The sequence below is a fragment of the Brachybacterium zhongshanense genome, from assembly GCF_055385755.1.
Window position 1 is genome coordinate 1,957,665 of record NZ_AP043790.1, and the last position, 14,768, is coordinate 1,972,432.

Sequence of the window (14,768 nt, forward strand, 5' to 3'; positions counted from 1 at the left end):
TCACCGGGTGTTGAATGTCCGCATGACCTCCTCACTGCATGATGTGACACAGTCCGCCACTCCGATCGACCCGACCGGGACCGCCTCCTGGCAGGCCCTCGAGGAGCACGACGACGAGCTGACCGGATCCCTGCGCGAGTGGTTCGCCGCCGATCCTCAGCGCGCGCAGAAGCTCTCCTTCGAGGCCGCGGACCTGTTCGTCGACCTCTCCAAGAACCTCATCAACGACCGGACCCTCGAGCTCCTGCTCCAGCTGGCTCGCGAGGTCGGCGTCGAGGAGCGGCGCGACGCGATGTTCGCCGGCGCCCACATCAACACCACCGAGGACCGCGCCGTCCTCCACACCGCGCTGCGCCGTCCCGCAGGAGCCTCCCCTGCGCTCGTCGTCGACGGCCAGGACATCGACCACGACGTGCACGAGGTGCTCGACCGCATCTCAGCCTTCGCCGCCTCCGTCCGCTCGGGCGAATGGACCGGCGTGACCGGCAGGCGCATCGAGACCGTCGTCAACATCGGCATCGGCGGATCCGACCTCGGCCCTGTGATGATCTACGAGGCGCTCGCGCCGCTCGCCCAGGACGGCCTCCAAGCGCGCTTCATCTCCAACATCGACCCGACCGACGCCTACGAGACCACCAAGGACCTCGACCCCGAGACCACGCTGGTCATCGTCGCCTCGAAGACCTTCACGACCCTCGAGACCATCACCAACGCCCGGCTCGTGCGCGAGTGGCTGCTGACCGGACTGCGCGCGAAGGGCCTCTCGGCCGACCAGGAGAAGGAGGCCGTCGCCAAGCACTTCGTGGCCGTCTCCACCGCGCTCGACAAGGTCGCCGAGTTCGGCATCGACCCCGCGAACGCCTTCGGGTTCTGGAGCTGGGTGGGAGGGCGCTATTCGGTGGACTCCGCGATCGGCACCGTGCTCGCCACCGTGCTCGGACCGGATGTCTTCGAGGAGCTGCTGGCTGGCTTCCACGCGATGGACGAGCACTTCCGCACCGCCCCGGCCGAGAAGAACGTGCCGCTGCTCATGGGTCTGCTGAACGTGTGGAACGTGAACTTCCTGGAGGCGGAGACCCATGCTGTCCTCCCCTACTCCCAGTATCTGCACCGCTTCCCCGCCTATCTGCAGCAGCTGACCATGGAGTCCAACGGCAAGTCCGTGCGCTGGGACGGGTCGACGGTCGTGACCGAGACCGGCGAGGTGTTCTGGGGCGAGCCCGGCACCAACGGCCAGCACGCCTTCTACCAGCTGATCCACCAGGGGACCCGGATCATCCCGGCGGATTTCATCGCCTTCGCGACGCCGGAGCGTCCGCTGGTCGACGGCGAGCAGGACGTCCACGAGCTGTTCCTCGCGAACTTCTTCGCGCAGACCAAGGCCCTCGCCTTCGGCAAGACCGCCGAGGAGGTGCGTGCGGAGGGCACGGAGGGTGCGCTGGTCGCGGCCCGCGAATTCTCCGGTGACCGTCCGACCACCTCGATCATGGCTCCCCGGCTGACGCCGTCGGTCCTCGGGCAGCTGATCGCGCTGTACGAGCACATCACCTTCGTCCAGGGCACCGTGTGGGGCATCAACTCCTTCGACCAGTGGGGCGTCGAGCTCGGCAAGCAGCTGGCGAAGGATCTCGCAGGTGCCGTCGCAGGCGACGAGGCGGCGATCGCGGACGAGGACTCCTCGACCTCGGCGCTGATCCGCTACTACCGCACCCACCGACAGCGCTGAGCGCACACCTGCCCTGAGCGCACGGTGCACGCACCGGCGCCGGTCCCGCACTGCGGACATCACGAGTCCGCAGTGCGGACCACCGGGTGACGATCGCATCACGGGGGCCGGGGACCAGCAGGGACCCGGCCCCCGTGCGAGCTGGGACGGGAGGGATCCGAGGGCCGACGGCGATCCGCCGTACGGTCGCACCGGACCGTCGGCCCGACGACGGGGCGCTCCTGCGCACCTAGGATCGGCGAGAGCCCGTCCCCGCGACGGGCTCTCGCCGTCCCGCCCCAGGAATGCAGAGGAGCCGCCTCGTGACCTCGACCGTCGCCGCTCCGTCGACCCGACCGGAGGACGAGCGCCTCCCCCTGCCCCGCGCGCTGCTCTTCGGCGCCCAGCATGTGCTGTCCATGTACGGGGGCGTCGTGGCGATCCCCCTGATCATCGGCAGTGCGGCCGGTCTGTCCAGCACGGAGACGGGAGTGCTGGTCGCCGCCGCGCTGTTCGTCTCGGGGCTGGCGACGATGCTGCAGTCCCTCGGCGTCCCCGGGTTCGGTGCGAAGCTCCCTCTCGTCCAGGGCACCACCTTCGGCGCCGTCTCCACGATGCTGGTGATCATCTCCGACGGCGGCGGCATGCCCGCCGTCTTCGGCTCCGTCATCGTCGCCTCGATCGTCGGTCTGCTGCTGGTCCCCCTGGTCACCAGGCTCCAACCGCTGTTCCCGCCGGTCGTCACGGGGACCGTCATCGCCGCCATGGGCATCTCGCTGCTGCCGGTCGCCGCCGGCTGGATCATGGGCATCGAGGGCACGGAGGGCTACGGCGGGGCGCTGAACCTCGGTCTGGCAGCGATCACGCTGCTGGCCGTCCTCGTGCTCTCCCGCATCCGTCGGCTGTCGGGAGTGGCGATCATGCTCGGCATCGTCATCGGCACGGTCGTCGCAGCATTCGTCGGCGTCGCCGACTTCTCGGATGTGCTGGGCGGGTCCGTCATCGCCCTCCCCACTCCCTTCGCCTTCGGCATGCCGACCTTCGAGCTGGCGGCGATCATCCCGATGGTGGTCGTGATCGTGGTGACGCTCATGGAGACCACCGCGAACCTGTTCGCGGTCACGAAGGTCGTCGGCACCGATCTGCCGCCGCGGCGGCTCTCCAACGGCCTGCGCGCCGACATGATCGCCTCCGCCGTCGCGCCGCTGCTCAACTCCTTCCCGGCGACGGCGTTCAGCCAGAACATCGGTCTGATCTCGGTCAGCCGCGTGCGCTCGCGATACACGGTCGCCGCCGGCGGTGCGATCCTCGTGCTGCTGGGACTCGTGCCTGTGCTCGGTCGCGTGGTCGCCGCCGTCCCCTCCCCCGTGCTCGGCGGCGCCGGCATCGTCCTGTTCGGCTCGGTGGCCGCCGCGGGCGTCCGCACGATCTCCGAGGGCGCCCGCGACGACGAGCGCGACGCGAGCCATGACACGATCATCGTGGCGGTCTCCCTCGCACTGGCGGTGATGCCTCTCGCGGTGCCGGCCCTGTACGACTCGCTGCCGTCGCTGGTGTCGATGGTGCTCAGCTCCGGCGTGAGCGCCGCGGCGTTCAGCGCCGTCCTGCTGAACCTCCTCCTGAAGGGGCACAAGGGCATGCAGCCCCTGGCCCGCGACATCCTCTGAGGAGTCTGCACGGCTGAGGGGCGCGGGCCGTGCAGCCCGTGCGGCGCCGATGGAACCGCCCCTCTGGGACCACCCCTCCGGGATTGCTTCTCCGGAACCGCTCCTCCCCGCCTTCCTCCGAGGTGTGGAGGGGCCGTGCCTCCAGGAGCCCGATCTGGGAGAATGCTCAGCGCATGCTCCATTCGAACTGAGGGGAACCCATGGACGCATTGATATCCATCGTCGTCGGCGCTGCGGCAGTGCTCGTCGTCCTCCTGCTGCTGCTGTTCATCGTCCTGCGCAGCTACCGCATCGCCGCACCGAACGAGGCACTGATCATCACGGGCCGCAACGCCCGCACGAACGCGAACGGGGACATCGACCTCGAGTCCGGCAGCGCGCGCGTGGTCATCGGCGGCCGCGCGATCGTGCGGCCCGTCTTCGACCGAGCCTTCGTGCTGAGCCTGAGCTCGCGCCAGATCCCGGTCGAGGTCGAGGGCTACTCGATGAACGGCATCTTCCTGCGTCTGCGCGGCGTCGCACAGGTGAAGGTCGGCGGCAACGTCGATGACGTCCGCAAGGCGTCCCAGCGCTTCCTCGACCAGCAGAAGCAGATCGACCACTACACGCAGGAGATCCTCTCGGGCACCCTGCGCGCCGTGGTCGGCACCCTGACGGTCGAGCAGATCATCCGCGACCGCGCCTCCTTCGCCGCCCAGGTGCAGGCGGAGGCCGAGCACTCGATGAACAACCAGGGTCTGGTCATCGACACCTTCCAGATCTCCGCGATCGAGGACGACGGCTCGTACCTGCGCGACTGGGGCCGCCCGGAGGCCGCGCTGGTCGCCAAGCGCGCCGCGATCGCCGAGTCCGACGCGAACCGCGAGGCCACTCAGGCCAAGAACCTCAACCTCCAGCAGGAGGCGGAGTCCAAGCAGGCCTTCGACCTCCGCAACGCCGAGATCAAGGAGGAGACCGACGCCCGGCAGGCCATCGCCGACGCCGCCGGTCCCCTCGCCCGCGCCGCGCAGCAGCAGAAGATCATCGAGCAGGAGGAGCTCATCGCGGTCCGCAACAACGACCTGCGCGAGAAGCAGCTCATCGCCGAGGTCCACAAGCCGGCCGAGGCCAAGCGCTATGCCGAGCAGCAGGACGCGGACTCCAAGAAGTACGCTCGCATCGCCGAGTCCGAGGCCGCACTGACCGACGAGCGCAACCGTGCCGAGTCCCGCAAGGTCACGGCCGACGCCGAGGCCCATGCGATCGAGGCTCGCGGTCGCGCCGAGGCCGAGGTCGACCTGCAGCGCCGCTCGAAGGATGCCGAGGCTGTGCGCCTCGAGGGCCAGGCCGATGCTGATGCTCTGCGCGCGAAGGGCGAGGCGGAGGCCACGTCCATCCGTGCGAAGGGCGAGGCCGAGGCCGAGGCCACCCGTGCCCGCGCCGAGGCGTACAAGCAGTTCAACGACGCCGCGGTCCTCAACCAGGTGCTCGAGGTGCTGCCGCAGGTGGCCGGCGAGCTCGCCTCCCCGTACTCGAACATCGAGAACCTCTCGGTGTTCTCCACCGACGGCGAGGCGAAGATCGGTCAGTCCATCTCGGTGGGCCTGGCCCAGGTGCTCGACATGGTCCGCTCGACCACCGGCGTGGACTTCCAGGAGACGCTCGAGCGTGCCGCGAGCGGCGGTCGCGAGGTCCGTGCCGAGGCCGAGTCCGGTGGCGCCGTCGGGACGTCGGCGCCTGCACCGTCGGTGCCGGCATCGGCAGCGAAGGCCTCCTCCACCGCCTCGTCCGATGCTCCTGCCCCGTCGGCCGACGCCGACGGCTCCGAGGACTGACCCGCTCTCCGGTCCGTCCTCCGGACGCTCGATCACCCGCGCCCCGGCCCTCCTCCCGGAGGGCCGGGGCGCTCCCATGCCGACCGGGTTCTCCCCGGGACGTCCTGCGATGCGGAGCGAGGGCACGAGACCGTAGAGTGCTCCGTGACACCCATGACCAGCGATGGAAGAGAGAGCTGCCCATGAAGATCGGGATCCTGACCTCCGGCGGGGACTGCCCGGGCCTGAACGCTGTCATCCGCGGCGCGGTCCTCAAGGGGGACAAGTTCTTCGAGGACGAGTTCATCGGCTACCGCGACGGCTGGCGGGGCGTCATAGACAACGACTTCATGACCCTGCCGCGCCGCCGGGTGCGCGGCATCGGACGCGTGGGCGGCACCATCCTGGGGACCTCTCGCTCGAATCCCTTCGCCGACGGGGAGGACGGCGCGGAGATCGTCCGCCGGCACATGGACGAGAACGAGATCGACGGGATCATCGCGATCGGCGGCGACGGCACGCTCTTCACCGCGAACCGCCTCTTCCAGGCGGGGATCCCCGTCGTCGGCGTCCCGAAGACGGTCGACAACGACCTCGATGCCACGGACTACACCTTCGGCTTCAACACGGCCGTGGAGATCGCCACGCAGGCGCTGGACCGTCTGCGGGTCACCGGGGACTCCCACCATCGCTGCATGGTCGCCGAGGTCATGGGCCGCTCGGTCGGCTGGATCGCGCTGCACTCCGGCATGGCCGCCGGCGCACACGTCATCTGCCTGCCGGAGTTCCCGCTGACGATCGACGAGATCTGCGACCACGTGCAGTCCGCCTTCGACCGCGGGCGCGCGCCGCTGGTGGTCGTCGCGGAGGGCTTCGTCCCGAAGGACGCGCCCGAGGGCTTCATGGACTACGACCTCGACGAGTTCGGTCGGCCCCGCTTCGGCGGCATCGCCGAGGTGCTCGCACCGCTCATCGAGAAGCGCCTGGGGATCGAGGCGCGCGCCACCGTGCTCGGCCACATCCAGCGCGGCGGCGAGCCCACCGGCTACGACCGCGTGCTCGCGACCCGCCTCGGGACCAAGGCCGTGGACCTCGTGCACGACGGAGGCTTCGGACGCATGGTCGCCCTGCGCGGCACCGAGATCCTCGATGTCCCCCTGACCGACGCGATCGACAGCCTCAAGCGCGTTCCGCGCGCCCGCTGGGACGAGATGACCTTCCTGTTCGGCTGATCGCCCGACGGGCTCCGGCGTCGGCGGCGTGCATTCCGCAGCCCCGCTCAGGGCACCGGTGAGCCACGGAGCGCGGGCCATGCGTCTCCGGGAGCCGCAGCGACTGGAAGCCGCAGCGCCCAGGAGCTGTGGCGGCCAGGAGCTACAGCGACTGGGCACTGCCTCCGATCTCGCCGAGGAGCGCCTTGGCGTAGGACGCGTGAACCGACTCGAGGTCACTCGGGTGGTACATGCCGGCGCGAACGTCCCGCGAGAGCCGCTCGAGCTCGCTGCGTCGGTAGTACTGCGCGCCGCCGCTCGCACGCAGCACCTGATCGACCGCCGCGATCGCCGTCTCGGTCGCGCGCGATTTCACCCCCGAGAAGTGCAGGAACCAGCGTCCGCCGTGGTCGACGGTCCCCGGGGAGCTGTCCCCGGTCCCGAACGCATCGAGGTCAGCCAGCAGCTTCTCGATCTGCAGGATCGCACCGTCGACCCCGATCGCCGCATCGGCCAGACGCCACCTGATGTCCGGGTCGTCAGCATGCACGATGCCCTTCGAGAGGCTGCGGCGGGTGCGGGCGGTCTCGACGCCGACGGCGATGGCACGCTCGGCGATGCCGGTGTACACGGAGGCGATCAGCAGCTCGAACACTCCGAAGATCCCCATGACGAAGGGGTCCGGATTCGGGCCGACGGGCGTCGTGGTCAGCACGCGCTCGGGGGCGATGCGGGCGCCATGCAGCCGGGTGGTGCGCGACTGGCTGGCACGCATGCCATGGGTGTCCCAGTCGTCGAGGACCTCGACGGCGTCGTCGCGCTCGAGGAGACCGAAGACCAGCCGCGGATCGGCCTCGGTGGCCTCGGCGATGCGTCCGTGGACGACCAGGCGATCCCACACCGGGGCCAGGGAGGTGAAGATCTTCGTTCCGGTCACGCGATAGCCGCCGGCGTCGTCCGGGTCCGCGACGGTGGAGGAGTCGAAGAGCATCGAGTCATTGCCCGCCTCGGAGATCCCGAAGGCGAGCAGGCGATCCGCGGCGGCCTCCTCGAGGATCGCCCGACCGGAGTCCGCTCCGACGCGGGAGGCGTGCAGCGCCGCACCGGTGACCACGAGGTGCATGTTCATCGCGAGCGCCGTGGCGGGCGCGGCAGAGGCGAGTCGCCGCTGGATGCGGCCGACCTGGAGCAGGCTCGCGCCTGATCCGCCGAGCTCGACGGGAACGAGCAGGCGAAGATAGCCGGCTGCGCGAAGGTCAGCGAGATCCTGGTCGGGGAACGTGTTCTCGCGGTCGTGGACGACGGCGCGCTCGCGCAGGTCGGCGAGCAGGGCGTCGGGCAGGACGTCCTCGGGCAGGAGGGAGCTCGGCCCGAGGCCAGGGGCGTCAGCAGGGTCGGCAGGGTCGGCGGGGTCGGCAGAACGCATGATGACAGACTAGGCGCGCTCCCCTGCCGACGCCGCTGCGTTCAGCTCACCGACGAGCACCGGCGACTCCATACCGACCGTGTCACCGAGGTGGACGCTCCAGGCCTCGATCCGCAGACTCGCCCGCGCCCCGGAGTCATTGCAGGCAGCTGGGCCCCAGCAGTGCCTTGAGGGAGGCGTAGAGCGCCGCGGACGGGGTCACCGAGAGCCGCTTGTCCAACTGCATGAGAGTGGTCCGGCCGGGCTCCTGCAGGCGCAGACGCACCTCGCTGGATCCGGGGTTGTCCTCGAGGACCCCGCGGAGCTGCTCGGCGACCCGGGTGGTCGCCCGCATGGCCGGGAGCGCGATGACCACGGGACCGTCGGGACCGCCGCCGGTCTCGGGGATCGACATCTCCATCACGCGCAGCTCGGGCATCCCCTTGGAGACGTCGATGCGTCCCTTCATGGAGACCACGAGGTCCTCGGCGAGCTCGCTGGAGACTGTCTGGTAGGTCGAGGGGAACAGAAGGCAGTCGATCGATCCCTCGAGGTCCTCGACGGTGGCGATCGCCCACATGTCGCCCTTCTTGGTGGTCTTGCGCTGCAGGCTGGTGATGAGACCGGCGATGGTGATCATCTGGCCGTCCTCGACGGCCCCCTCGTCGGCGAGCGCGCTGATCGTCGTCGAGGAGTTCTGGGCGATGACGTGCTCGAGCCCGTAGAGCGGATGGTCGGAGACGTACAGCCCCAGCATGTTGCGCTCGAAGGCGAGCTTCTCCTTGCGATCCCATTCGGGCAGGTCCGGGATGGTGATGGTGGCCGCGGATCCCGTCGCCATCGTCTCCCCGTCGTCGGCCGGAGCGCCGGCGAGCATGTCAGCGAACAGGTCGTACTGGCCCTGGGCTTCCTTGCGCTTGACGTCGACGACGGAGTCGACGGCGTCCTCGTGGATCAGCACGAGGGAGCGGCGATTGTGGCCGAGGGAGTCGAAGGCACCGCCCTTGATGAGCGATTCGATGGTGCGCTTGTTGCACACCGTCAGCGGGACCTTGTCCAGGAAGTCCGTGAAGGAGGTGAAGGCGCCCTTCTCCTCCCGCGCCCTCAGGATCTCCTCGACGACGTTCGCGCCGACATTGCGGATCGCCGAGAGCCCGAAGCGGATGTCGTCGCCGACGGCGGAGAAGTACATGCCGGATTCGTTGACGTCGGGGGGCAGCACCGTGATGCCGCGGTGGCGGCAGTCACCGAGGTACAGGCCGAGACGATCGCGGTTCTCCTGGGTGGAGGTCAGCAGCGCCGCCATGTACTCCGTCGGATAGTTCGCCTTGAGATAGCCGGTCCAGTAGGAGACCACGCCGTAGGCGGCCGAGTGGGACTTGTTGAAGGCGTAGTCGGCGAACGGGAGCAGGGTCTCCCACAGGGCCGCGACCGCGGCGTCGGAGTAGCCGCGCTCCTTCATGCCGGCCTCGAAGGACACGTACTGCTTGTCCAGCTCCGCCTTCTTCTTCTTTCCCATGGCGCGCCGGAGGATGTCGGCCTCGCCGAGGCTGTATCCCGCGACCTTCTGCGCGGTCTGCATGACCTGCTCCTGGTAGACGAGCACGCCGTACGTCTCGCCGAGGATCTCCGCGAGCGGCTCCTCGAGCTCGGGATGGATCGGCGTGATCGGCTGCAGCCCGTTCTTGCGCAGCGCATAGTTGGTGTGGGAGCCCATACCCATGGGGCCCGGGCGGTAGAGCGCCGAGACAGCGGTGATGTCGCCGAACTTGTCGGGCTTCATCTGCCGCAGGAGGGTGCGCATGCCCGAACCGTCCAGCTGGAACACGCCGAGGGTGTCGCCGCGCTGCAGCAGCTCGTAGGTCTTCTCGTCGTCGAAGGGCAGGGACTCGAGATCCACAGGCTCCTTGCCGTTGGACTCGATGTTCGCCACCGCGTCGGAGAGCACCGTCAGGTTGCGCAGACCCAGGAAGTCCATCTTGAGCAGCCCGAGGGTCTCGCAGGTCGGGTACTCGAACTGGGTGATGATCTGGCCGTCGGACGGACGGCGCATCATCGGGATGATGTCGGTCAGCGGGTCGCTGGACATGATGACCGCGCAGGCGTGCACGCCCCAGCCGCGGGTCAGCCCCTCCACGCCGGTGGCGATCTCGACGACCTTCTGGACGTCGGGGTCCTCCTCGTGGAGACGACGGAACTCGGTGGCCTCCGCGTAGCGCTTGTGCTCGGGGTCGAAGATCCCCTTGAGCGGGATGTCCTTGCCCATCACCGCCGGCGGCAGCGCCTTGGTGATGCGGTCGCCCACGGCGAAGGGATAGTCGAGGACACGGGCGGCGTCCTTGATGGAGTTCTTCGTCTTCATGACGCCGTAGGTGACGACCTGCGCGACGCGGTCGTCGCCGTACTTGCGCTCGACATAGTCGATGACCTCACCGCGACGACGATCATCGAAGTCGACGTCGAAGTCGGGCATGGAGACGCGGTCGGGGTTCAGGAACCGCTCGAACAGCAGGCCGTGCTCGATCGGATCCAGATCGGTGATCCGCATCGCGTACGCGACCATCGAGCCTGCTCCCGAGCCTCGGCCCGGTCCGACACGGATGCCCTGCTCCTTGGCCCACTTGATGTAGTCGGAGACGACGAGGAAGTAGCCCGGGAATCCCATCTGCAGGATGATGCCGACCTCGTAGTCCGCACGCTTGCGCACATGGTCGGGGATGCCCGACGGATAGCGGTACTCCAGACCTCGCTCGACCTCCTTGATGAACCAGGAGTTCTCATCCTCCCCCGCGGGGACGGGGAAGCGCGGCATGTAGTTGGCGCCCTCGGCGGTCGTGCGGAACTCGACCTCGCACATCTCGGCGATGCGCAGGGTGTTGTCGCATGCCTCGGGCAGCTCCCGGAACAGCTCGCGCATCTGCGCGGCCGACTTCAGGAAGTAGCCCGAGCCGTCGAACTTGAAGCGATCCGGGTCGGTGAGCTTCGACCCGGAGTTGATGCACAGCAGCACATCCTGGATCTGGGCGTCGGCCTCGGTGACGTAGTGCAGGTCGTTGGTGGCCACCAGCGGCGCACCGATGGTGCGGGACAGCTCGATCAGCTGCTGGGTCACGCGGGTCTCGATCGAGAGCCCGTGATCCATCAGCTCGATGAAGTAGTTCTCCTTGCCGAACATGTCCTGGTACTCGCCGGCGGCCTTCACCGCCTCGTCCCACTGCCCCAGGCGCAACCGCGTCTGCACCTCGCCCGACGGGCAGCCGGAGGTGGCGATCAGTCCGTCCGAGTACTGCGAGAGGATCTCGCGGTCCATCCGGGGCCACTTGCCCATCTGCCCGTCGAGCGACGCGGCCGAGGCGAGCCGGAACAGGTTGTGCATGCCCGGTGTCGTCCGGGACAGCAGGGTCAGATGCGTGTACGCCCCGCGCGCCGAGACGTCATCGCCTGCCAGCTGCTGCTCCCGGGTGCCCCACTGGGTGCGCGAGCGCTCGTGGCGGCTGGTACCCGGGGTCACATAGGCCTCGACGCCGATGATCGGCTTGACGCCCGCCTTCTTGGCGGCCGCATAGAACTCGTACGCGCCGAAGAGATAGCCGTGGTCGGTGATCGCGACGGCCGACTGGCCCTGGGCCGCCGTCTCCGCGACCAGCTTGTCGATCTTCGCAGCGCCGTCCAGGAGGGAGTAGTCGGTGTGGACGTGGAGGTGGACGAAGTCATCGGTGCCCGCGGAAGCCATGCGCTCCAGCGTAGTCATCCTCGCGGACCGACGCGCCGCGGGTCGGGGGTCGGGGAGGTCACCCCGGCGCGTCCCGCCGGGGTGGGTCCCGAGCCGCTCTCCGTCGGGTCGGAAGAGGCTGCCCGCCGCGCCGACAGGGCTTCAGCCGTGCTGCTCGTCGTCCTCCGCGGCATGCTCCCGACGGGTCTGCGCGAGGAGATCGTCGAGATAGTCGTGGACGTCCTCGTAGCTGAGATGTCGCTCGTCCCGGCGCGGCGGGATGCCGCCGACGAACGCTCCACCATGCCAGGCCATCGAGTCGTCGGGGAGCGACGGGTCGTCGTCCTGCCACAGGGCGATCGGGATCGCGTTCCGGGCGAGGTCGCGGGCGATCTCGTCCGCCCTCGCGGGGTCGCCGGAGCGCTGCAGGACAGCGACCAGCAGCGACTGCGCCGCCCACGCCGAGACATCATCCTGGCCGGGGTCCACGGACTCCTGAACGAGGGCGCAGTAGCTGGCCGCGAGCTCGTCCTCGCCGTCCTCGTAGCAGTCCTTGGCGACTCGGAGCGCGACCCTCGGCACGAGATCCCGTGCCTCCCACAGCACGGCGGCGCCCACGAGAGCCATCCCCACGCCGGTCGGGAAGTCCGGATCCAGACCGAGCGGACCCGATGGAGTCCGACCAGCGCGACGGTCGACATCGGCGGCGATGAACTCCTCGATCTGCACAGCGATCGCCTCGCGCATCCGTCCGCCGTCGGCCAGGACCTCCTGTGCCGACGTCGGGTCCAGCCCCAGCCGCCGCGCCACCCTCGCCACCGGGAAGTCGGGACGGTCCAGGGCTCGAGCACGGGGACCGGTCAGCTCGGCCGACGGATCCGGTGCGGGGTGCTCTCCCCCGAGGGCTCTCGCCCCAGGGGCGTTCGGCCCCAGGGCGTCCGCTCCGAGGCCGTCCGCTCCGCCGTCGCCAGGATGGTGCACGTCGTTCATGGTCATCACGCTATCGCGCGACCGGGCGACGGCTCGCGCCCCGCTCCTGTCCGGCTCATGCGCGCCGCAGCGCCTCGAGCGCCGAGGCGAGGTCCTCCGGATAGCGGGAGGTGAAGGTGACCTCCTCGTGCGTGGACGGGTGCACGAAGGACAGCTCCATCGCATGCAGCCACTGCCGTCCCAGACCCACGCGCTGGGCGACGGTCGGGTCCGCGCCGTACAGCGGATCCCCCACGAGCGGATGATGGAGCGCCGCCATGTGCACGCGGATCTGATGGGTCCGCCCCGTCTCGAGCTTCACGCGCAGCAGCGTCGCGCCCTGCAGCTCCTCGATGGTCTCGTAGTGCGTCACCGAGTGCTTGCCGTCCCTGCGCACCGCGAACTTGTAGTCGTGGTTCGGAGAGCGGCCGATCGGTGCCTCGACGGTCCCCGCAGGCTGATCCGGCGTTCCCTGGCAGACGGCGTGGTACACCTTGTGGACCGTGCGTGCCCGGAAGGCGTCCTTCAGCGTCGTGTAGGCGAGCTCGTCGCGGGCGACGACCATCAGACCCGAGGTGCCCACGTCGAGGCGGCTCACGATGCCCTGGCGCTCCGGGTCACCGCTCGTGCGGATCGAGATGCCGGCCGCCGCCAGATGGCCCAGGACCGTCGGCCCCGACCAGCCTGCACTGGGATGAGCCGCCACTCCGACGGGCTTGTCCACCACGACGATGTGATCGTCCTGATGGACGAGGCTCATGCCTTCGGCGATCGTCGGCCGGATCTCCGCCGCAGGGCGCTCGTCCGGCAGCTCGACGACCAGCATCGCGCCGGGCTCGAGCCGTGCGGAGCGGGTCGGTGCGGAGCCGTCCACCTCGACCAGCCCACGGTCGATGAGATCGGCGGCGCGCGTGCGCGAGAGACCGAGCATGCGGGAGAGCCCGCTGTCCACCCGCTCCCCTGCCAGACCGTCGGGGACGATCAGGGTGCGGACGCTGCTCACGATGTCTGCTCCTGCGCATCCGCGTCCTCGACCGGATCCTCGGCCGGATCGTACGGGCGGCCGAGGATGCCCAGCAGCACCACCAGGATCGCACCGCCCACCACCGCCATGTCCGCGACGTTGAACACCGGCCAGTTCGGCAGCTCCAGGAAGTCGACCACCTCGCCGTGGAACGGCCCGGGCTCTCGCAGGAGCCGGTCGTGGATGTTGCCGAGGGCGCCACCGAGGATCATGGCGAGAGCCAGCGCATACCAGGGCGTGCGCACTGCCTTCACCGTGAAGATCACGGCACCGATCGCGATGACCATCTGCAGCACAGTCACGATGGGCGTGGCGCCAGCGCCCATGCCCCAGGCCGCTCCGGAGTTGTACAGCAGCGTGAAGCTGAGGACGTCGCCGAGGACCGGCTGCGGGACCAGCTCCTCGAGATGGGCCACAGCCCAGTTCTTCGTGACCTGGTCGAGGATGAGGATCAGGCCGGCGCCGACCACGAGAAGCGCGACGACCGCGCGCAGGCTGAGACGGCGGCGAGCGCCGGACCCCTGGGGCCCGGCGCTCGCCGGCGTGGAGACGGAGCGGCTCACAGGCCGAAGTTCGCCTGCTTGTCCTGCGTCTCGGTGGTGTCGAGGTCGCGGAGCTGGTTCTCGAGGTAGTTGCGCAGACGGCTGCGGTAGTCGCGCTCGAAGGTGCGCAGCTTGTCGATCGACTTCTCGAGTCCGGCCTTCGACTCCTCGAGGGCCTCGAGGGTGGCGCGGGACTTCTCCTCGGCCTCGCCGACGATGCGCTGGTGCTCCTCGTTGGCCTCGGCGATGAGCCGATCACGCTCGTCCTCGCCAGCCTTGACGTACTCGTCATGCAGGCGGTTCGCCAGGGCGATGATGCCGGCGGCGGACTGGTCGTCGGCAGGAGCGGCGGCGGGCTCGGGGGCCACGGCCGGCTCGGCGACGGGCTCGGGTGCCGCCTCGGCGGCGGGCTCCTCGGCGGCGGGAGCCTCCTCGACAGCCTCCTCCGCTGGTGCCTCGGCCGGCGCGGCCTTCGTCGTCTCCGAGGCCTCGCGCTCGAGCTGGGCGATGCGGTTCTGAGCCCGCTCGAGCTCATCGGTCAGGCGGTTGTTCTCGTCGATGAGCTCCTGCAGGCGCGGCAGGATGTCATTGTCGAGGTAGTTGTCCACCTCGTCCATGTCGTAGCCCTCGGAGAACCGCACCGGGGTGAACCGCTTGTTCAGCAGATCATCGGGCATCAGAGCCATGGGTCACCTTCTCGTCAGTCTGGGGTCGAGCAGCGCAGGCGGAGCGCTGCCGCA

General features: G+C 69.4%; 10 protein-coding genes. 4 read left to right on the forward strand and 6 right to left on the reverse strand.

Annotated features, from left to right (window positions below):
• The first annotated feature begins 22 nt into the window (after window positions 1-22).
• From pgi to ACZ5AJ_RS08815, 4 genes are all read left to right on the forward strand, one after another.
• Window positions 23-1,726 (forward strand): glucose-6-phosphate isomerase, encoded by a 1,704-nt coding sequence (pgi, locus tag ACZ5AJ_RS08800; protein ID WP_464132944.1) that lies wholly within the window; start codon window positions 23-25, stop codon window positions 1,724-1,726.
• Window positions 1,727-2,028: 302 nt separating this feature from the next.
• Window positions 2,029-3,372 (forward strand): nucleobase:cation symporter-2 family protein, encoded by a 1,344-nt coding sequence (locus tag ACZ5AJ_RS08805; protein WP_464132949.1) that lies wholly within the window; start codon window positions 2,029-2,031, stop codon window positions 3,370-3,372.
• A 200-nt stretch (window positions 3,373-3,572) separates the two neighbouring features.
• On the forward strand, window positions 3,573-5,186 hold the full coding sequence (locus tag ACZ5AJ_RS08810) for a flotillin family protein (RefSeq protein ID WP_464132952.1): 1,614 nt from the start codon (window positions 3,573-3,575) through the stop codon (window positions 5,184-5,186).
• A 182-nt stretch (window positions 5,187-5,368) separates the two neighbouring features.
• A complete protein-coding gene (locus ACZ5AJ_RS08815) occupies window positions 5,369-6,397 on the forward strand; it encodes an ATP-dependent 6-phosphofructokinase (RefSeq protein ID WP_464132955.1) in 1,029 nt (342 codons plus the stop codon).
• Window positions 6,398-6,539: 142 nt separating this feature from the next.
• Here ACZ5AJ_RS08815 and ACZ5AJ_RS08820 read toward each other — a convergent pair whose 3' ends face one another.
• The 6 genes from ACZ5AJ_RS08820 to ACZ5AJ_RS08845 form a co-directional block, all read right to left on the reverse strand.
• Complete coding sequence (locus tag ACZ5AJ_RS08820) at window positions 6,540-7,802, reverse strand: acyl-CoA dehydrogenase family protein (RefSeq protein WP_464132957.1); 1,263 nt, start codon at window positions 7,800-7,802, stop codon at window positions 6,540-6,542.
• A 136-nt stretch (window positions 7,803-7,938) separates the two neighbouring features.
• Window positions 7,939-11,514 carry a DNA polymerase III subunit alpha gene (gene dnaE / locus ACZ5AJ_RS08825; protein WP_464132962.1) on the reverse strand — a complete coding sequence of 1,192 codons (3,576 nt, stop codon included), beginning with the start codon at window positions 11,512-11,514 and terminating at the stop codon, window positions 7,939-7,941.
• Window positions 11,515-11,655: 141 nt separating this feature from the next.
• On the reverse strand, window positions 11,656-12,483 hold the full coding sequence (locus ACZ5AJ_RS08830; protein WP_464132964.1) for a hypothetical protein: 828 nt from the start codon (window positions 12,481-12,483) through the stop codon (window positions 11,656-11,658).
• 55 nt (window positions 12,484-12,538) lie between these two features.
• The gene (locus ACZ5AJ_RS08835; protein WP_464132967.1) at window positions 12,539-13,465 is read right to left on the reverse strand and encodes an RluA family pseudouridine synthase; all 927 of its coding nucleotides are present in this window, start codon (window positions 13,463-13,465) and stop codon (window positions 12,539-12,541) included.
• Entirely contained in the window at window positions 13,462-14,049 is a 588-nt protein-coding gene (gene lspA, locus ACZ5AJ_RS08840) for a signal peptidase II (protein WP_464132972.1), read from the reverse strand. Before lspA ends, ACZ5AJ_RS08835 begins: the two co-directional genes overlap by 4 nt.
• The gene (locus ACZ5AJ_RS08845) at window positions 14,046-14,714 is read right to left on the reverse strand and encodes a DivIVA domain-containing protein (protein WP_464132976.1); all 669 of its coding nucleotides are present in this window, start codon (window positions 14,712-14,714) and stop codon (window positions 14,046-14,048) included. The genes lspA and ACZ5AJ_RS08845 overlap by 4 nt, the downstream gene beginning before the upstream one ends.
• Window positions 14,715-14,768: the final 54 nt, after the last annotated feature.